The sequence below is a fragment of the Geobacillus sp. PK12 genome (assembly GCF_004123125.1).
GTDB classification, from domain to species: Bacteria; Bacillota; Bacilli; order Bacillales; family Anoxybacillaceae; genus Geobacillus; species Geobacillus zalihae.
This window is the reverse complement of sequence record NZ_SDKL01000014.1, coordinates 1-20022: the sequence shown is the minus strand read 5'-3', so window position 1 is coordinate 20022 and position 20022 is coordinate 1. Positions and strand designations below refer to the sequence as shown.

The 20022-nt window shown below is 46.0% G+C and carries 15 protein-coding genes and 5 pseudogenes; 15 read left to right on the top strand and 5 right to left on the bottom strand.

Annotated elements, in window-relative coordinates:
• The first annotated feature begins 57 nt into the window (after positions 1–57).
• The 7 genes and pseudogenes from ETR37_RS07580 (at position 58) to ETR37_RS07550 (ending at position 8651) form a co-directional block, all read left to right on the top strand.
• A complete protein-coding gene (locus tag ETR37_RS07580) occupies positions 58–1800 on the top strand; it encodes a phospho-sugar mutase (RefSeq protein ID WP_129447098.1) in 1743 nt (580 codons plus the stop codon).
• A 14-nt stretch (positions 1801–1814) separates the two neighbouring features.
• Positions 1815–2774, top strand: a complete 960-nt coding sequence (gene galE, locus ETR37_RS07575; RefSeq protein WP_129447097.1) for a UDP-glucose 4-epimerase GalE — start codon at positions 1815–1817, stop codon at positions 2772–2774.
• A gap of 73 nt (positions 2775–2847) precedes the next feature.
• Positions 2848–3011, top strand: a pseudogene (locus tag ETR37_RS20775) (YwzD family small protein).
• A gap of 603 nt (positions 3012–3614) precedes the next feature.
• Positions 3615–5237 carry a DUF262 domain-containing protein gene (locus tag ETR37_RS07565; RefSeq protein ID WP_021321466.1) on the top strand — a complete coding sequence of 541 codons (1623 nt, stop codon included), beginning with the start codon at positions 3615–3617 and terminating at the stop codon, positions 5235–5237.
• A gap of 211 nt (positions 5238–5448) precedes the next feature.
• Positions 5449–6882, top strand: coding sequence for a caspase family protein (locus ETR37_RS07560; protein ID WP_011232763.1), 1434 nt, complete (start codon positions 5449–5451; stop codon positions 6880–6882).
• A 148-nt stretch (positions 6883–7030) separates the two neighbouring features.
• Complete coding sequence (locus ETR37_RS07555; RefSeq protein ID WP_020755210.1) at positions 7031–7903, top strand: HipA domain-containing protein; 873 nt, start codon at positions 7031–7033, stop codon at positions 7901–7903.
• Between the two features lies 1 nt (position 7904).
• Positions 7905–8651: an HIRAN domain-containing protein gene (locus ETR37_RS07550; protein ID WP_011232761.1), complete on the top strand. Its 747-nt coding sequence runs from the start codon at positions 7905–7907 to the stop codon at positions 8649–8651.
• A gap of 383 nt (positions 8652–9034) precedes the next feature.
• Here ETR37_RS07550 and ETR37_RS07545 read toward each other — a convergent pair whose 3' ends face one another.
• A complete protein-coding gene (locus ETR37_RS07545) occupies positions 9035–9445 on the bottom strand; it encodes a nucleotide pyrophosphatase (RefSeq protein WP_240673879.1) in 411 nt (136 codons plus the stop codon).
• A 148-nt stretch (positions 9446–9593) separates the two neighbouring features.
• On the opposite strand from ETR37_RS07545, the pseudogene ETR37_RS07540 reads away from it, so the two are divergent.
• From ETR37_RS07540 to ETR37_RS07525, 4 genes and pseudogenes are all read left to right on the top strand, one after another.
• Positions 9594–10742: pseudogene (locus ETR37_RS07540) on the top strand (YifB family Mg chelatase-like AAA ATPase); the annotation flags it as partial.
• Positions 10729–10881: pseudogene (locus tag ETR37_RS19760) on the top strand (transposase); the annotation flags it as partial. The pseudogenes ETR37_RS07540 and ETR37_RS19760, both read left to right, overlap by 14 nt.
• Positions 10881–11276 (top strand): hypothetical protein, encoded by a 396-nt coding sequence (locus tag ETR37_RS07530; protein WP_015375988.1) that lies wholly within the window; start codon positions 10881–10883, stop codon positions 11274–11276. The pseudogene ETR37_RS19760 and the gene ETR37_RS07530, both read left to right, overlap by 1 nt.
• Positions 11245–11502 carry a DUF2283 domain-containing protein gene (locus tag ETR37_RS07525; RefSeq protein ID WP_011888351.1) on the top strand — a complete coding sequence of 86 codons (258 nt, stop codon included), beginning with the start codon at positions 11245–11247 and terminating at the stop codon, positions 11500–11502. The genes ETR37_RS07530 and ETR37_RS07525 overlap by 32 nt, the downstream gene beginning before the upstream one ends.
• A 601-nt stretch (positions 11503–12103) precedes the next feature.
• Here the strand turns inward: ETR37_RS07525 and ETR37_RS07520 are convergent.
• Entirely contained in the window at positions 12104–13540 is a 1437-nt protein-coding gene (locus ETR37_RS07520) for a DDE-type integrase/transposase/recombinase (RefSeq protein WP_129447096.1), read from the bottom strand.
• A gap of 168 nt (positions 13541–13708) precedes the next feature.
• Positions 13709–14161, bottom strand: a complete 453-nt coding sequence (locus ETR37_RS07515; protein WP_129447095.1) for an N-acetyltransferase — start codon at positions 14159–14161, stop codon at positions 13709–13711.
• Between the two features lie 253 nt (positions 14162–14414).
• Here ETR37_RS07515 and ETR37_RS07505 point away from each other — a divergent pair, with 253 nt between their 5' ends.
• Positions 14415–16070, top strand: coding sequence for a GmrSD restriction endonuclease domain-containing protein (locus ETR37_RS07505; protein ID WP_129447093.1), 1656 nt, complete (start codon positions 14415–14417; stop codon positions 16068–16070).
• A gap of 12 nt (positions 16071–16082) precedes the next feature.
• Here ETR37_RS07505 and ETR37_RS07500 read toward each other — a convergent pair.
• A pseudogene (locus ETR37_RS07500) lies at positions 16083–16610 on the bottom strand (transposase); the annotation flags it as partial.
• Between the two features lie 481 nt (positions 16611–17091).
• On the opposite strand from ETR37_RS07500, the gene ETR37_RS07495 reads away from it, so the two are divergent.
• From ETR37_RS07495 to ETR37_RS07485, 3 genes are all read left to right on the top strand, one after another.
• Positions 17092–17838, top strand: a complete 747-nt coding sequence (locus tag ETR37_RS07495; protein ID WP_129447092.1) for a hypothetical protein — start codon at positions 17092–17094, stop codon at positions 17836–17838.
• Positions 17839–17937: 99 nt separating this feature from the next.
• Positions 17938–18858 carry an ADP-ribosylglycohydrolase family protein gene (locus ETR37_RS07490; RefSeq protein ID WP_129447091.1) on the top strand — a complete coding sequence of 307 codons (921 nt, stop codon included), beginning with the start codon at positions 17938–17940 and terminating at the stop codon, positions 18856–18858.
• A gap of 12 nt (positions 18859–18870) precedes the next feature.
• Positions 18871–19251, top strand: a complete 381-nt coding sequence (locus ETR37_RS07485) for a hypothetical protein (protein ID WP_129447090.1) — start codon at positions 18871–18873, stop codon at positions 19249–19251.
• A 143-nt stretch (positions 19252–19394) separates the two neighbouring features.
• Here ETR37_RS07485 and ETR37_RS07480 read toward each other — a convergent pair.
• A pseudogene (locus ETR37_RS07480) lies at positions 19395–19625 on the bottom strand (transcriptional regulator); the annotation flags it as partial.
• Positions 19626–20022 lie beyond the last annotated feature (397 nt).

The following is a 20022-nucleotide window of genomic DNA, read 5'->3' as shown; positions in this document are numbered from 1 at the left end:
CCGAGCAAACAGGTGAGTGTTAGCACATCCGTAAACAACAAAGGAGGGGACAGAAAGATGACATATAAAGCAGCAGTAGAAAAATGGCTTTCCTATCCAGAGCTAGATGCAGAATTAAAACAACAATTAATTTTGATGCAGCATGATGAAAAAGCCCTTGAAGATAGCTTTTACAAAAATTTAGAATTCGGCACAGGCGGTATGCGCGGGGAAATTGGTCCCGGGACGAATCGGATGAATATCTATACCATTCGCAAAGCATCGGAAGGATTAGCGCGTTATATCGTGGAACAAGGCGAAGAAGCGAAAGAACGCGGTATCGTGATTGCCTACGATTCTCGACATAAGTCTCCTGAGTTTGCGCTGGAAGTGGCTAAGACGGTTGGAAAGCATGGGATTAAAGCGTACTTATTTAAAGAGCTTCGTCCAACGCCAGAGTTGTCGTTTGCGGTTCGTTATCTTGGGGCGTTTGCCGGTGTGGTCATTACCGCAAGCCATAATCCGCCTGAGTATAACGGGTTTAAAGTTTATGGCCAAGATGGCGGACAAATTCCGCCAGCGGTGGCAGATGCGATTATTCAATACGTCAATGCCGTCGAAAATGAATTGACGGTGGAAGTAGCAAGCGAGCAAGAACTTCTGGAAAACGGATTGCTTACATATATCGGCGAAGAAATCGATGAAGCCTACCTCCAGCAATTAAAAACGATTCAACTCAATCCAGAAATAGTTGCGGAAGTGGCGAAAGAGTTAAAAATCGTTTTTTCTCCTTTGCATGGCACAGCCAATAAGCTAGTCCGCGCTGGTTTAAAAGCATTTGGCTTTGAAAACGTGACGGTTGTAAAAGAACAAGAACTTCCAGATCCGAACTTTTCCACTGTTGCCTCGCCAAATCCGGAAGAGCATGCCGCGTTTGCATTAGCGATTCAATACGGCGAAAAAATCGATGCCGACATTTTAATGGCGACCGACCCGGATGCGGACCGGCTTGGTGTCGCGGTGAAAAATTTAGATGGCGAATATGTCGTGTTAACAGGCAACCAAATGGGCGCGTTGATGCTGGAATATTTATTATCGCAAAAGCAGGCAAAAGGAATCTTGCCGAAAAACGGCGTCGTTGTGAAAACGATCGTGACGTCCGAAATCGGCCGCGCGATTGCCGAGCATTATGGCTTGACAACGATCGATACGTTGACTGGGTTTAAATTTATTGGCGAGAAGATTAACGAGTTTGAACGAACGAAAGAATACACGTTCCAATTCGGCTATGAAGAAAGCTATGGCTATTTAATCGGCGACTTTGTCCGCGACAAAGATGCGGTGCAATCGGCGATTTTTGCCGCGGAAGTAGCGGCTTATTATAAAGCGCAGGGAAAAACATTGTATGAAGGGTTATTAGAGATTTTTGAAAAATACGGTTACTATCGTGAATCATTGCGCTCGCTAACGTTAAAAGGAAAAGACGGCGCCGAGCAAATCGCGAACATTTTAGCGGCCTTCCGCAAAGAACCGCCGAAAGAAATCGCTGGCGTTAGCGTTGTCGCGATCGAAGACTATTTGATAAGCAAGCGTACCATCGTGGCGACAGGGGAAGAACAGACGATTGACTTGCCTCGTTCGAACGTGTTGAAATATCATCTTGCGAATGGCGCATGGTTCTGTTTGCGCCCATCAGGCACAGAGCCGAAAGCGAAGTTTTACTTTGGCGTGAGAGGAACATCGTTACAAGAGAGCGAAGAACTTGTTGCCGCATTAGAAAACGCGGTAATGATGATGGTCCATCAAATCGTTAATGTATAATTGGGGGATTGTATATGATTCTCGTTGTCGGCGGAGCCGGTTATATCGGCAGCCATTTAGTGAAAGAATTAGTGAAAAAAGAGCAAGTGATCGTGCTTGATAACTTATCGACTGGCCATCGCTATTTAGTGGATGACCGCGCGGTGTTTGTGCAAGGGGATTTAGGGAACAAAGCGGATCTTGAACCGATTTTTGAAAAATACCCGATTCAAGCCGTCATGCATTTTGCGGCGAACAGCTTAGTCGGCGAATCGGTGGTGAATCCGCTGAAGTATTATCAAAACAATGTTGCCGCTACCTTAACGTTACTAGAGACGATGCTAAAGTATAATGTGAAAAACTTTATCTTCTCGTCAACCGCGGCGACGTATGGGATTCCGAATGTCGAATTGATTACGGAAGATTGCCCAACAAATCCAATTAACCCATACGGCCGTTCGAAGTTAATGATCGAACAAATTTTAGCGGATTTTGCTTCTGCGTATGGTTTGAACTATGTCGTCCTTCGCTACTTTAACGCGGCTGGGGCGCACGAGTCGGGAGAAATTGGCGAAGACCATAACCCGGAAACGCATTTGATTCCGCTTGTCTTGCAGCACTTGTTAGGCCAGCGCGACAAAATTTCCGTCTTCGGTACGGACTATGATACACCAGACGGGACATGCATTCGTGACTATATCCATGTCACCGACTTAGCGAAGGCGCATATTTTAGCGCTGGAAGCTTTATTGTCAGGAAAAAAGAAAACCGCCATTTACAACCTTGGCAACGGCTTAGGCTATTCCGTCAAAGAAGTGATTGAAACATGTGAAAAAGTAACTGGCCGCAAAGCGGTAATCGAATACACTGACCGCCGCCCGGGCGACCCGGCGCGCCTTGTCGCTTCCTCGCAAAAAATTTATGAAGAACTTGGCTGGAAAGCGGAATATTCATTAGAACAAATCATCGAAAGCGCGTGGAAATGGCATAGCTGAAATACTAAGTAAATTCAAAGCCTCCTGTTGAAGTAATTCAGCGGGAGGCTTATTTATGTTGGAGGTGACTGTTGTGACGAAGAAAAAGAATCTGCGACCAGAAACCGAGCGTTTCAAACATATATTGATCAAAGCGTATCAACGAGGGGAATTGTCCGCAATATGACCGCGAAAGACATGGTTCGGGAGCTTGTTCATCAGTTAAAACCAATTTTTAAAGGGAATAATCATAAGTAGTATTGGGAGGTATGTATGTCATCGTTTCAACAGCTGCCAAAGTCGATAAAAAACGATCCGCTACATTCTTCAAGATGTCCAGTCGCTGGAGGAGTTGGAGTGGATGGAAAAATGATTTATATTCAAAAACGGAAGAAGGAACTGAATCGTTTCAACCGGGGAGGATGGCGCTTTTGGCGAATGTGGTTATTGACGCATGTGGGGGATTGCTTTATTCGTTTGTGCGAATTTATTTACGACGGATATGTTCTGAAATGTAAAATTACGAATTCCCTCTATGTTTTGCATCATGGTTATAGAGATCCTCTGCTTCCTCTTCTAGCTATACCCGCTGCATCCATTTCATTGGTGAACTTCTCCATAACTACCCCATAGATGCTTCAAGATTGCTTTTTGTTATCTTCGCTTACGAGGAATCCTTTTTTACATAAAATTTCTTCCTCAATCATTACAAAACTATGATATGGATTGGTTTTTGAGAAGAAATCATTAATACGGTTGGGGTCAACATGTGTGAATAAGGGGAGAGTTGTAAAAACGTAAAATCTGTATTATAGATGTATGTGTAAAAGTAAATCTGGCTACTGGGGGAGATGATGCTAAATGGAGGCAAGTGAAAAAAAGATCAACGAGATACTGACGGAAAACAAAATTTATGAAATTCCTCCTTATCAACGGCCGTATTCTTGGGAGAAAAGCCATGCGCGCGAGTTGATAGAAGATATTTGCCAAGCTTATCAGCGTAATGACCCTGAATACTTTATCGGATCGATTATTACGATTGAAAAAGAACGCAACCGCCGTTATGAAGTCGTAGACGGCCAGCAGCGGTTAACGACTTTAAATATTATTTTTGCGGTTATGAAGCAGTTGATCACGCATCCTTCTAGTGTAGAGGATATTCAAAAACGAATTATGCCGGTAAACCCTTATACGGATGAACCGGAGCAGCCTCGCCTGATAGTCAGAAAGCAAGATCAAGCATTTTTCCAGAAGTATATCCTCATGGGGGAAGATATAAGCTCTGCACAAGAAATGAGTGAAACTCAAGCGAAGTTTTATGACAATATGCTTGAAATCAAACAAGTAGTTTCAGAATTAAGCGAAGTCGAGTTGCGGCGGTTGGTCAATTATATTTTAGAACATGTATATGTTGTCTTTGTGGTCACCGATAACTTTACCTCCGCCTATCGGCTTTTTAATGTCTTAAATGCGAGAGGAATGTCTCTTTCCAACGGGGATTTATTAAAAAACCGGCTGTTTGAATATTGTGAAAGCAAGCCTCTTGAGAGAAGCCGAGTGGAAGAATGTTGGAATGAACTGGAGAATATCGTTGGCATTCGGCAGCTGGATAATTTCTTAAGCCATTTGCGGACTTCGATCAAAGGGAACAAGCAGCAGGAAATTCTTTATCAAGAGTTTGATGAGATCCTTGAAGAATATAAAGAAGCTCCCGCTCGTTTCGCTGAATTTCTCCTGCGCTCGGCTCATCATTATGAAAAAATTATGGAAAACGATTTCGATAATCATCTTAAGACGCAAAAACTCATCTCTTCCCTCCATCGGGTTGCTCATGATGAGTGGATACCTCCTGTGCTTGCGTTTCTAAATAAACCGGTGCCGGATATGGAATTCGCTGATTTTGTTGAATTAATGGAAAAAATCACGTACCAAAACTGGGTTCGCCGGCTTGGCAAAACAAAACGAAATACGGTTTATTATCAAGTGATTAATTTGATCAATAAAGGATGTTCAGCGGATGAACTGATTGAAACGGTTAAAAAATATGCGGATAATAAAGAATTTGAACAATTGATACGTGCGGATATTTACCATTCTCCTGCTGTAAAAGCAATACTCCTTCGCTTGGAACAAGAAAGCCAAGATCAGAGCGTGGTAAAACAATTCCATGGACGAATTACGGTGGAGCACATCCTTCCGCAAAAGCTAAAAGATGAATATTGGATCCAACGTTTCACGCCTGATGTTCATCAAGAATTGGTTCATAAGCTTGGAAATTTGACTTTATTGAGCGGTGTGAAAAATTCTGCTGCACAATACTATTCATTTGACCGTAAAAAGGAAATTTACGAAAAACGAAACAAAAAAGTATCGTTTGATCTTACGAAAGAAATATTAGAGGAAAAGGAATGGACAAAGAATCAGATTCTCTCAAGACAAGAAAAACTGGTGAAAAAGGCGATGGAAATTTGGGGAATTCAATAGGGATTATGCCTGTTGTTTCTTGAATGTAGCTACTGTTGTCTATGAAGTTCCGACTGTTAATTGGTTGTCGTAAATACAAATTTTTATAATCGATTCTGAATATAAAGTGATGGTGTTGGGTTACAGTTCCAATTTGTAGATTGTTCGTAATCATATCTCTATTGCCATACAAAAATCAAATTCAGATGTTGATACGATAGGGTGATCAACAATGGTTTATAAAGCTTTGCTTATAGCAGTAGACCAATATTTAAATACTTCCCCTCTTCCTAATACAGTTAATGATGTTAGTGAAATAAAAAGATTGTTGTTAGAACCTCCGTCGTTTTTTAAAAAAGAAAATGTAGAGGTGTTTCAAGGGAACATTGCAAAGCGGAATATATTACACTCCGCTTTAACGTCCTTTTTTGAAGATGCTTCTCCAAATGATATATTATTTCTTTTTTGGGCAGGTCATGGCTTTTTGCATAATAATGAAGGTTATTTTGTTCCTTTCGATGGCGATGCTTATAATCCAGAAGATTCCATGATTAAAATGACAGATGTAAGAGATTTGATTGATCATACTATTGCTAGTACTGTACTGGCGTTTTTTGATACTTGTCATAGTGGTGCCATTGCAAGAAATATACAACATGAAATGGTAAGAGGCCTAGAGGTAAAAGGGTCGGGGAAAGTATTGATCGCTGCATGTACGTCAAATCAATGGGCGTGGGACAGAAATGGCCACGGTGCTTTTACGGATTATCTCATTAGAGGGTTGGAAGGCGAAGCTGCTGATGCAAACGGTGAGATTGATGTATATAATTTGTACTCCTATGTAAGCAAAAAAGTTGCTGAAGAGTTTAAGGATCAAACACCTGTAATGAAAAGCACCCTCACAGGGAAACCGTTATTATTAAAAAGAGTAGTGAAAAGAGAAGGTCAAAGTTTCGGAACGAGTCCAGCTATTGAAACGAAAATCGTAAATTCTTCAGGAGCGTATTTTTGGTTAGGTGATTTAACTTGCGAATATGACGAATACCGTGAACCAAAAGCAGGCACATATGAATTGGTATTGAAGAATCCTGATAGCAAAACGGAAAGAACGTTAAAATTGATGCAACAAAATAGCGGTCAATACGCTCTTTCAGTCCGAAATTTTGCTGATATGGTTACGATTGAAAATATTCGTGTTGAATCCCAAAAGGAGGATACAACAGTTACTATAACCCTAGTAAGTTTGGGGGACTATAGTTCATTTACCTTTCCTGAAATGTCTATCAATTTGATGGGAAAAAGATTATCAGCGGATGATATTGCTATGTTGCGAGTAAGGAGAATATTATTTGGTGAAGAATTACCTCGGTATGATCATTCTTCCGTATTGTTAGAAAGTATGATTATAAACCCCTCTAATGCAAAGATACAAGTGATTTCAAACCTTTTGCGTATCTTGAAAGAAAAAGGTTACACTATGGAACAGATCCGAGGAAAAGTGGTAGAACAACTCATTTTAACTGGGACACTACAGGAAATTGAGGATTTAACATTTGTTGTTGAGAATGGGGTAATCAAAAAAGTGTGCCTCCAAGGTTATCGTCCAAAATATTACGCAAATGTGGAACCAACAAAAATAGAAATCAATGAATCAGTAAATATTTAAAAAATAGTTTCCAATCATATTGTCCTTTTTTGGTTTTTGATGACCGAAATTTTAAATCGTTACGCCGTAATTTTATGATGAATGATAAATTTGCATCATTTAGTGTTAAAATACATAGTAAGATTGTACGAAAAAGGAACGATTAGCATTGTTGAGAGATGTCAGTAAGTGGGAACGAGTCGGGTATGGTAGAAAAAGTACACTGGAGAAAGAGGAATTGATATCTCCAGAGAAAATACATTATCTTATAAAATACCCGCGGCAGTTTAAAGAAGGAGTTTCTTGGGAGGATATTACAGAACTAATTGCCGCTGAAATTGGAGCTATATTTGGTTTAGAAATGATGAGTGTTGAGATTGTAACCAGAAACGGTAGAAGAGGATGTCTTCTACGAAATTTTGTAAAGGAATATGATGCAAAAATGGCTGAAGAAGGTGGAGTTTTATTATCAGCGCTAGTCGACGATTATAAGGAGCTCCAAGAATCCTCGTTGAAGGACATGGAACTCATTGATGCTGGATTCAAAATAATGAAGAAATTTGTGTATTGGGAGACCATAAAATCAGAGTTTATAGATATGCAATTGTTTGATATTCTTATTGGCAATCAAGATAGGCACCCATTTAATTGGCAATTGCTATTTCTTGAAACAGGAGCAAAATTCTCTCCCATTTATGATAACGGTGCTTCTTTAGGGTTTCGATTTGAAGATGAAAAGCTGATACAAATGGTCTCGAATCCCCAAGAAATGAACAAATATACGGAAAAAACAAGGGTTAAGGCGGGTATATTTGAAAAGAAAAAGGTCAAAGCTAAAGACTTGTTAACATATATTAGTAAAAACTTTACAGATGAGTTTAATCAAAGTATCCAAAAGTTAGTTGAATTTGATTTAATAAGGTATTCTGATTTTATTCAATCATTAGATATTTTAAGCGAGGCACAAAAAGACTGGTTATTGAATATAGTGCCTTTTCGAAGAAAGAAAATATTGGAGTGGATTGGAAGGGATGATCAATAACATGAAAAAAGTTCATACACTTTTAGTGGTTTGGCAAAATCCTAAAACCCGTTCTTTTTATCATATAGGAACTCTTTCTCATTATGATGGCTATTATGAGTTCACTTACACCTATAATGCCTCTGGTCACGGAAAACTGAAAGATGCATTGAATAACGGGTATATGTTGCATCCGGCTTTCCCAGACCCAACTAAAATATATCGATCAAAGGAGCTGTTTCCGGCGTTTGAACGCCGATTGCCGTCACCAGATCGTGCGGATTTTAAAGCCATTTTGTCCGATTTAGGTCTGGATGAGAATTCCACTAAGATGGACTTGCTTCAACAAACACGTGGGCGGTTAGCCAGCGACACTTATTCTTTTGAGCAACCGCTGCGTCTTGAAGACGATGGAAAGCTGTGTGTCAGCTTTTTTGTTCATGGCATGCGCTATCAAAATCTTCCTCAAAATTGGGCAACATGGCTAGCCATTAACGAAACGTTGAAATTAGTACAAGAACCAACAAACACTTATGATCCCCATGCTGTTGCTATCTATACTCACGGAGGGAAGAAGCTTGGATATGTTCCAGCCTTTTATAGTAAGGCCGTCTTTTCCTTGTTAGAAAATGGAGCGAACCCTTCTGTTCGTGTTGTGTATATGAATGAAAAATCAACTCCTCATTGGTGGCTGAAAGTAGCCTTTGAGTGCGAGATTCCTTCTTTCCAAGGTGCAACATTGGATGAATTAGCCCCTGTTATGGGATAATACCTGCCGTGCTTCGAAGTTTGTCAAAGATTTAACATTAGCAGGGATGGCTTGATCCATTGCCATGGCTATTTATAACCCTCGGCAACGGCTTAGGCTATTCCGCCAACGAAGTCGTTGAAACAGATGAAAAAGGGACCAGTCGCAAAGCCGTCATGGAATCCAACGACTGACTGAGCGCTCCGACGTGCTTTGTCGCCTCATCGGAGAAGATGGATAAGGAAACTGGACTGAGAAGCGGAATATTCGCTTGAAGAAATTATTGCAAGCGCATAGAAATGGCATAGTGGAAAGGTGAAGGAAATACAAAGGCCTCCCGCTGAAGGAGTGTTGTCAGCGGGAGGCTGAATTGCCCGTCTTCATCAATCAATCATTGTTAAAATCTAATCTTTTAGATCAATAATGCGCAAATGTTTTGGGGACGAATCGGTGCCAGTTATAATCATCGGTACTAGTGAATCTTGTTTATGAAGTCTCCCATGGCTTGCTCCTCCAACATGAGTTGGAGAGCCTTCACCGATAAATTCAAATCCCGGTTTAGCACTTGCAACAAGATAATTTCCTCCATGAGAAGTCAGCGAGCTGTACAATCGGGCCAGTGCATCCGGATATTCATCATAAAAAATCTTATTGTTCTTTACCGTAAGATTCAAAACGCCTGCATCTCCTGCTAGATCCCACGATTGTTCATACTCATCCACCAATGGCCCATTCGGTTTAAAAATGAGTCTTCCCGGCCGAACTCCAGATATGACGTGCACGGATTCTTTTTCCATCCAGGCAATGACATCCACTCTGTCGTCTTTTGCAGCGTTTTCGCGATATCCGGAAGTGGCGCTCACCGCCCGAAATTTGTCGAAATATTGGTAATTGAAAGATAAAGGAGAGGGTATTACAATGATGTATAAGAACTAATGTTCTGTGATTGGGAGGGATGGATGAGTGACGGTGAAGATTTTAAGCATTGGGTTGAGGGGGTTAGAAGGGTATCGGGTGCAGGTGGAGGTGCAGGAGGTGCCGGGGATTGCGGCGATGGTGATTGTTGGGTTGCCGGATGCGTCGGTGAAAGAGGCAAAGGAACGTGTTCTTGCTTCGCTTTATGCTTTCGGATGCGACTTTTTTGATAAAAGGCTCGTTGTTCATTTGTCTCCGCCGGAGCGGAAAAAGCATAGCCCGATGTTTGATTTGGCGATGGCGATTGGGATTTTGAAGGCAATGGGCAAGCTGACAGCGCCGGTTTCCCCCGATGCAGCGTTTTTAGGTTCGTTATCGTTGGATGGAGCGATTCAGCCGGTGGATGGCATGCTTCCAGCGATATTGGCGGCAAAGAAGCTCGGTTTTCAAAAAGTATACCTTCCGTATGATCCCACACTTCCGCTTCATCATTTGAAAGATCTCGATTGTATCTTTGTTCAGACATTGGAAGAAACGGTGCAATATCTGCAAGGACAACGTGTTCTTTCGTTATCCCCAGCTTTTCGCACTCCTGAAATCATAGACTCCCCGCGAAAGCATCATCGGGATTTTCAATCGATTATTGGCCATCATCAAGCAAAGCGAGCATTGGAGATCGCAGCGGCAGGCGGACATCACGTGTTAATGGTTGGACCGCCTGGGTGCGGGAAAAGTTTGTTGGCGGAAACGTTTCCGACGATTTTGCCGAGCCTTTCTCATGATGCGCAGTTAGAGGTGATCAGTTTGTACCAGCTGGCAGGGGAAAAAATCGAGAGCGGCCATCCGCCTTTTCGTCATCCGCATCATTCCGCTTCATCGGTTTCTTTAATTGGCGGGGGAACGCACCCAAAGCCTGGCGAAGTGTCGCCGGCACATCGCGGTGTTTTGTTTCTCGATGAAATGGCGGAATTTGCGAAAAAGACGCTGGATATGCTTCGCCAGCCGTTAGAGACGGGGAAAGTGACGATTAGCCGTATTTCGTCGACGGTAACATATCCTGCGGACTTTATTTTGCTTGGGGCGATGAATCCGTGTCCGTGTGGATATTTAGGCTCAAGAACGCACTATTGCACATGCAGTCCGAAACAAATTCAAGCGTATCGAAATCGTGTTTCCGGACCGATTTATGAAGCGTTATTATGGTAAATGGATTGACAATGACAGCGGAATGTTGGAAGTGAGTCGATATATTCATCTCAACTCTTCCCCGCCAAGCGAGGAAAAGATTCAGGAACTTTCGCAATTAGGTATTATTGGTGTGAAGAGTGAGCAATAATGGAAGGTAACAAGATCAATACAGACTACATATTTATAACTGAGGACCCTCTAGGCAGAGAGGTTCGGCTTAAAAGCACAACATGGAATTATCATATTGTTGGTGGGGATCATACAAGGGAAGAATTTATAGGCCAAGAAGATATGGTCAAGAGCGTGATTCAAGATCCTTGTTTTATATTGCCAAATAATCCAGACGATCAGCATGATACAAGACAAAAATATATAGATCTTGTGCAATTGCCTAAGTTTAAGTCACTAAAGGCATTGGTCGTTATTGTCGACCATGAAAATGAAGCGTATGGTGACGTTGTTACCGTCATCGCCAAAAGCAGGTTAAACCAAGAGACAGGAGGTGCGATTTATGTTCGTCCAAAATTTACAGGAAAACGTTAAATACTCCTATGACTATGATCACGATGTTCTTTATATTTATTTGGGCGAACCAAAAGTGTCGTACGATGACGAAGCAGCTCCTGGTGTGTTTATCCGGTTTTCTGAAGAGGATGAGGTCATTACTGGCATTGTGATTATGGACTACAAGAAGCGGGATATTGAGCGTATCAAGAAATTTATACCGGTGAATATTAATTTTCATATGATTAACGAACAAATCCATTAGTTTTGGCCGATTTTGCCTCTGGAATGGATTCCACTATATTTATCCTTCGCTATGTTAATGCGGCTGGGGCGCACGAGCCGGGGGCAAAGCGGTTTTATTTTCTAGAGGGCTGGTGAAAAACGACCGATTTCGCCGAACCCGTTGCTTTCGGCTGAAAGAGAAGCGTTGATTTTACAGGACTTCTCAATTTGAGAAGAGATTCCGTTTTCCGCGATTTTTCACGAAATCACCAACCTTCCAGTTTCGAACATACTCGTTTTTAGTTAAGGGTATAGAGAGCGAAACAGCGGAGGAAAAAAGGTTTTTCCAAGGGATCTCCCCCTTCCCCATGATGCGGGGTAGCGTCAAAAGTTCTATGAAAACTCCACACAGATCATCCCATTGAGCATCGTGGGGCATGCGGAGGGCCGGATTCGCCCTTGACCAACACCCGCCAAAGGTGCGGAAGAGTCATCAAGGGCGACGGGGACAAAAAGAAGGCAATAAGAAAGCCGCCCTTGCCATGACCGAATTTTACCTTTGGCGGTGTTCGGTTGGTCAAGGGTTCGCTTCGCCGAATCCGGCAGGAGTTCTGTTCAACGGGCTCCGGCGGACAAAAAAGTCAGGCCGCCTCTTGTTGGAGAAACGCTTGTGCCATGGCGATGAGCTTCGTCCACCGGGCCGGCATATGCGGAAGATCCGCCAGTTCCGGGATGACGACCGGGACCCGGCCTTCGAGTGCGCTATGTGGGCGCAGGAAGTTGAAATACGCCACAAACAGCGTCACAAAGGACACCGAGCCTTCTTCCGCACCAAACCCATGGGTCGGGCGGTAGTTGCCTTTAAAGGTCCGGTTGAATCGCTCGATGATCTGTTTGAGAGGGCGAAACTCTTCCGAGACCGGATCTTCGTTGGTTAGGCCGATCACCTGGCGGACGTCAAACGAAATCCCGTGCTGGGCGAAGAAGTGTTGCGCCAGCCGGTAAATCGGGTTGCCATCCACGACAAACGACAAGTCGTCTGGGAGGGACGGCAGCTTCCGCAGGACATCATCGATGGCCTGGATGGCCGAGAGCGTGTCTCGGTTGGGCGAGACGCGATACGACAGCACGATCTTTTTGACGGCATCGAACATAAAGAACAGGTAATGCCAGCGCCCTTTGACGCGAATATACGTCTCGTCCCCGCAAAACGAACCGGACAGCTCATACGGGAACCGGTCGACAAAGGGCTTGATCCAAAGCGCGGCGCTGTTGGCGTAGTTGAGCACCGTCTGATGGGAGATCGAGACGCCATGGATGTCCTTCATGGCGGCGGCGGTCTCCCTCGAGGACATCCCAAAGTTGACGTAGTACGTCAACACGAGCCCCAACACGTGCGGCGACGCAGCCAGCCGGGACAAATCGACCTTCGGCTTGATGGGCGACGAGGAAGCCAACGGGAGAAAGTCAAACAAGAACTCTCGAAACAAATACCGCACCTTGAAGGCTTGAGGATCCTGTTGAAACTGTTGGCGCTCCTTCTTGGTCATCCGGCGAAGGTTGGCCTGGTAAAACGGGCAATCGTTGTTCTTGCACTTATGGATGTGGTATTCTTTGCGTTCCTTGATTTTTTTCAGCGTCTTTTTGCAGTGCGGGCAGCGAAAGACCGCTTGCTTGGTGAACCGGTTTCGGTGGTTGAACCGGCACTGGCACACTTTGCATTGGTATTGCCCGTTTCCGCCGTTATTGGCGTACAGGTAAGAAGAGGGAGCCTGGCAGCGAGGGCAGGTCAACGAATCCGGAACACGGTGTTTCGCCTTCGCGCGGCGCTGGATGGGCCGCAAAGGACGTCCGTGCTGGGCTTCGTAGTCCGCCAACAGCTTCCGGTAATCAAAGGTTTCCGGCACATCGATGATCGGAAGGTCATCGACCTGAAGTTTTCGGTACGGTTTTTGGACGAGTTCGTCCAAGTCCTTACGATTCAGGGATTTTCCCACGATCACACCCATCAAATACACAATGATTTGATATTGGGCCTTGATGATTTGAAGCAAATAGGCTAATAATTGAGGTAACAAGCTTGTCACTCCTTCTTTGTTTGGGCTGTTGAGTGTGTGGTTACCTCAATGATGGCCGAAAACAACGGGGGTGGCAAGCTTTTTTTCTTCCAACGGTTGAAACTCAGGAGAAAACCGTGAGTGTGGAGGATAAACTTTTGACAATACCTGATGCGGGTGGGAGGGGGATCAAATGTATTTTATCATCGCCATTTCATCGCAACAGTCGAGTTTCGGGCAGTTGACGCAGTCAATCCACACTTTTTCCGGCAGTGTTGATTTGTCTACGATCTCAAACCCGCATTTTCGAAAAAACTCCACTTGGTACGTGAAGGAGATTAACCGCTTCACCCCGAGTCTGGCCGCCTCGTCGGCAATATGGTGGACGAGCAGGCGGCCGATTCCTTTCCCCATATGGTCAGGAGATACGACGAGCGAACGCACTTCCCCGAGATCGTGCCCTAGGATATGCAGCCCAGCGGTGCCGACGATTTGGCCGTTTTCCCTGGCGACATACATGCATTGCAAGTGCTGGTAGATGGACAGCAGCGAGCGGGGCAGCACCAGCCCTTTTTTTGCATAGTGTTGGATGAGAGCGTGCATGTCTTTGACATCGCTCGTGACGGCATGGTCGATTTGCATTTGGATCCCCCACGATCAATCGTCATTGTATGTTTATAAATATACAATATTTTGTTTTTATATTCAACTACGGATTTTCGTTGGCTGGGGGATGTTTCTGCCAAACGTTGCGCGGCAGGAGGAAAAAGAATGCCATTGTCGAAAGAATAAAGTGTTTTTTGGAAAGCAACAGGAATATGCATTGGATGATGGCATATTGGTCGATTGAATCGTATGGAAATGTAGGGTTTTTCATGAAACGAGGGGGAAGGATATGAGCACGATTACCACGTTTGACAGTACGGTCGAAAGTTTGCTTGATTTGCTTGAAAGCATTCAAGAATGCCGAACACAGCTTCCTGATTTTCAGAGAGGCTGGGTTTGGGATGACGAGCGGATTCGGAATTTGTTGATCAGTGTTTCTCTCTCTTATCCGATCGGTGCGGTGATGATGCTGCAGACGGGAAATCCGAATGTCCGTTTTGCCTCAAGGCCGATCGAAGGGGTCGATAACGTGAACCAAGTGGAACCGGAACGGCTGATTCTTGACGGTCAACAGCGGCTGACGGCGTTGTTTCAATCATTGAAATTGAAAGCGCCTGTAGCGACAAGAGACAAGAGAGACAAGGCAATCAAACGGTTCTACTATATTGACATTGACAAAATGTTAGATCCGAACGTCGACCGGGAAGAGACGATCGTCAGTGTTCCGGAAGACCGGATCATTCGCGGACCGGGAGGGAGGGTTGTTCTTGATTGTTCTGACTTGGAGAAAGAATGCGAAGCGGGAATGCTTCCGGTGAATTTGCTTTTCGATCCTGTGGGGTTGTTGGCGTGGCAGACGTGCTATTTTTCGGATCCAGCGAGGCTTGCGGAACGGTCGTTGAAATGGCAAAAGCTCATGATGGATGTATTTCCTCGTTTTCAGCAATATCAAGTGCCTGTCATTATGCTTCGGAAACCGACTCCGAAAGAGGCGGTTTGCCAAGTGTTTGAAAATGTGAACACAGGGGGCGTCTCTCTGACCGTCTTCGAGCTTCTTACCGCCACATTTGCGGCGGAAGATTTCAAGCTGAGGGATGATTGGGAAGAGAAGGAAGCGAAATTAAAGAGATCTCGAGAAATTTACAACAAAGTGTTGGCCGATATCAGCAGCACCGACTTCCTGCAGGCAGTTACGTTGTTGGCCACGTACAATCGACGAAAAGCGGGGGACGGCGTGGCGGTCAGCTGCAAGCGGCGCGACATCTTGCAGTTGACGTTGGCGGATTACCAAAGATGGGCGGATCGGGTGACGGAAGGGTTTATTCAGGCGGCTCAATTTTTGCATGAGCAGCATGTGTTTTCTGCGCGAGATTTGCCGTACGGAACCCAGTTGATCCCGCTGGCAGCCATTTTTGTCGAGCTGGGAAAAGAGGCGCACAATGTTCGTGTCCGTGACCGAATCGCCCGTTGGTATTGGTGCGGGGTGTTGGGCGAGTTGTATGGAGGTGCGACGGAGACGCGGATTGCCCGTGACGTGGTGGAAGTCGTCGAATGGATTCGCGGCGGTGCGGAGCCGACGACGGTGCGGGATGCCCATTTCGCCGCTGACCGTCTCTTCACGCTGCGCACGCGGAACAGCGCCGCTTATAAAGGGTTGCACGCCTTGCTCATGAGGGAAGGGGCGCGGGATTTCTTATCTGGGGTGCCGATCGATATTCAGACGTATTACGGCGAATCGATTGATATTCACCATATTTTCCCTCGTGACTATTGCGAAAAACGGGGGATTGAGAAAGCGAAGTACGATTGCATTATGAATAAAACCCCATTGTCCTATAAAACGAATCGGATGATTGGCCGTGATGCTCCAAGTGTATATTTGAAGAAACTAGAGGAGAGGAAAGGCGTTTCGGCAGCGGTGTTGGATGACATCCTGCTGGTATGAGGCGGGAATTTCTTACGACACCGGCATGATGACCAAACTCTCGATAATGTCTAAAGCGCTCTTTTTTGTATAACGCCTTGATTTTTTTCCGTGTTGAGCGATGATGTCACACAGTTTTAAAAGGAGTTGGACAACTAACGCCTCAGAACACCATAAGGCTTGAAAGAAATCCATACCGAACTCCTTGATCATACTCATTGCCTTATATTCGCTCAATTCCTTTTTCTGTTTTCGATAGAGCCATTCCCGCATTTTAAACATGACAGTGGAGCTGATCAATAAGGCAATCAACGTTCCATACAGGTGGCACTGAAAGCGAGCCCCTTTCATCGGTTTGAATCGATGAATGTGAAACAGGGATTTCCATGTCTTAAATACCAATTCAATTTGCCAGCGAAGAGAATACAGCGTATGAATGTCGTGCAAAGAGGTATCAATCGCTGGAATATTGGTGATATATACATATATTGAGTGGGGGCGTCGCGTCACGTACGCGGCCCCTTTTCGTTTCGCCTTCTGTTTCCATTGTCCTTCCTTCTGTCATTTATTCCTGTTTTCTTAACTTGATGGCTATGGGGGAGAGGCCCAAGCATGCGTTGCTGATTGTCGTTTGCCGCGTATCTGCGGAGGGGTCTTGCCTAACTTGTATGTTGGGAGGCATAGGAATGCAAAGTCCTGTCTGGGGATTTTGGATCAGATGGGGAGCAGTCGGGCAGTCAAACGGCAAAGGCGGGCGAAGCGGGCTGTTGTGCGGATCGATGGCGCATAAACGTTAGGGATTGGCGAATCTATGGAAACGAACATCGTATAACGAACCATATGCCAACGGGAAGTCCGCCCTGATGATAGGGCGGTTTATTTATGGCGGCAAATCCGTAAACGAGCCGACACTAGAATGCTGGGGAGTCCCTATGTATTGGGCCTTTGTTCTTAAAAAATTTATGGAAGCAAAAGGATTATAAGGAAAAACGTCGAAATCAAACAATGGACATCTACATCGACGGACATGGAGGGAACTTCATTGAGTGCGTTTCGGGAACTTGGCAGATTAGCAGGGAAGGCAGCAGGGACATTGATTGGAGGGGCGGTAAACGTAGTCGGCGAACTGGCGGACAGCCGCTTTCTCAAAGAGGTCGGAAACGGGGTGAAAAAGGCGTCTGAGTTCGCTGGCGACACGTTCGGCCAGGCAGTCGACGGCGTGTGGAATACGGCTTCCGGCCTTATCCAAAAGGACGAGGCGAAGATTGAGAGGGGGATCGAGAGCATCGGCCAGTCGATTTCACGCACGGCGAAAGGCGTATATGAGACCGCTAAACATACATACGAAAGCGGCAAAGAAGTGTATGAAGGGATGCGCGATGATGATGCCCAAAAGGTGAAAAACGGGCTGGCCAACATCGCCAAAACGGCGGCGATAGGAACGTTGGCTGTCGGAATTGTCGACATGATCGATGGAGCAGACTACGGTGATGGGGCTGAGAGCGGCGGGGATGTGAACCGCGCAAGCCATGGTGCAGATGTTCAGAGTCAGCTGGTCAGTTCCGCGTCCCTTGAAGCAGCTGCGGCCGTCGAGTCAGACGAAAGTCCGGGAACGCATCATGTCCGCCCGCACTGGGTGGAAGGACATTGGCGTGACGGGCAGTGGATTGAAGGATATTGGCGCGACGGCGACGGGAATACTGATGTGAACTTGACCGAGGAACAGGGCGGCGGCTATGAGCGGACGAATCCGGACGGGAATCCGGGGAATAACTTGACGTCGGCCTGAAGACCTTTAGGGCAGTGTGGTGTGCAACCGCGATGGATCGCAATCGATGGTTTTGACGATTGAGGCCGTTCATACATAGAGAAGGGGGGAGCCTGCAGGGTGCTGGATCGGATCAAAGGCGGACTGTTTGGGGTGGCGATCGGGGATGCGCTTGGGGCGACGACGGAGTTTATGAGCGCTGATGACGTCCGCCGTAAGTATGGAAAGGTGACGGACATCATTGGCGGCGGTTTCCTTGACTTGAAGCCCGGGGAAGTAACGGACGATACGGCGATGACGATCGCGGTGGCGCGGGGGATTATTCGCGATCCGACATGCCCGATTCATGACATTGGCGAGGAGTTTTGGCGGTGGTACGAGACTGACCCGCCCGATGTCGGCATCATCATCCGCACGGTGTTGAGGCGGTATGAGGACGACTGGTTTGCGGCCGCGGTGCAGGCTTGCGAGGAGTTAGGGGGAAGATGTGCAGGCAATGGGTCACTGATGCGCTGTTTGCCGATCGCGCTGGCATATGCGGACCAAGAGAAGATGGAAGAAATAACGGCTTTGCATTCCCGCATGACGCATGCGGACGAACGGGCGACAGAGGCGTGCCTGATTTACAACCGCGTCGCCTTTCGGGTGCTTCAAGGAGAGCCGCTCGCCAAGGCGATTCGGAAAGAAGTGGAGCATACCCGTTATGAGCCGCTGCTTATGGTGACGCCTGTCTACCCTCCTGACGGGTATGTCGTCCATACGATGGGGTGGGTGCTGCATTGGCTGCTCCGTTGTGACTCGTTCGAAGATGTCGTCATTTCGGCGGCGAATATGGGTGGAGACAGCGATACGATTGCAGCCATTGCGGGAGGACTGAAAGGGCTGGAAATCGGATACAGCCAGCTGCCGAAGCGGTTTGTGGAAGCGATCGTTTGCGCTGATGAATTGGAAAAACTGGCGTTGCAATTGGCGGATGTTCGGCGTTCGTTCAGTTCGAGCGGTGCGGATGGGGCGAATGGAATGAGGGACAAAGAAGGATAGGGGGTGAAACGGATGGATCGACAAACGTTTGCCGAGAACATGTGGAAATCGTTGTTGGTTGAACTGTACGAAGGAAAAATCGTATCGACGTTCAAAGGGAAGGAAGCGTTTCGCGTCGTCTCGTTTTCCGATGAGGGGATTACCGTGCGCTTGAGTTCGAAGGAAAAGGAAGTGTTTCTAAGCAAGAAGGCGATGCTCAACGTGATTGAAAAACTCATCGCCCATGAAGATGGCGTGCGGCAAAAAATGGTGGACCCGGAATCCCGTCTAAAGTTAGGGCTGTTTTTGCTTCACCCGTGGACGGAGAAAGTGATGCGCCAGGAGGAGGGGAAACGCCGTCCGTATTTGTTGTTAATGGATGAGGCACGTTGGCGGCTGGCAAGCGGGGAGTAGAGGGATTGACACACTGGGACGTGCGCTCGCTTTGGCGGCCAAAGGCCAAGGGAAAAGTCCGACTGTTGCTTGTTCCACACGCCAAGAGCCATAGGGAAAAGACCAGTGATAAGAGCCGCGCGGTTGCGGCTCTTTTGTGCTGCCTATTTGTCCATTTCCTTCGCGAGATCGGCGACTTCGGCGACGGTCAGGCCGGTTCGTTTGGCGATTTCGTGAATGGGGAGGACGTCAAGCAAATTTTTGGCGATTTCGATGGCCTTCCGTTTTTCCGTTTGCTTGATCGCCTGTTCTTTTTCCTGCATCACTTTCTTCAACATTTCTTCTCTTTCTTGTTCAAGTTCTTCGACTAACAGGCGAAACACTTTGTTCATCCTATTTCGCGCAGGAGACTCCCACTTCAACGACCAAAGGGAGTAAGTGGGAGAGGAATGCGCGTTCCCCTTTTCTTTTGTGTATGATATAATAAAGGCGTGGAGAAAACCGTTTAATAAAGGCACTCCAATAACTGCTACTCGATGTATGGAGTTGGTTACAGGAAACGTTGTAACCGTAAAACATCGAGCGTAGATCCGTCTGTTGTGTGTGGAAGCCAAGTACTGCCAACAGACACACNNGAGAATCGGTAACGATGCAGGCATGACCTGCGTCGTTGGGTAGTTGTCAACCTGCCCTGATGCAACCCCAAGTCAAGGAAGGAGGACGAAGTCCGCTTGTACTTCTGGGGAGTTGCAAGCCCCCACTTCAAGCGTTAGCTAAGTGGGGGTAGTTGAC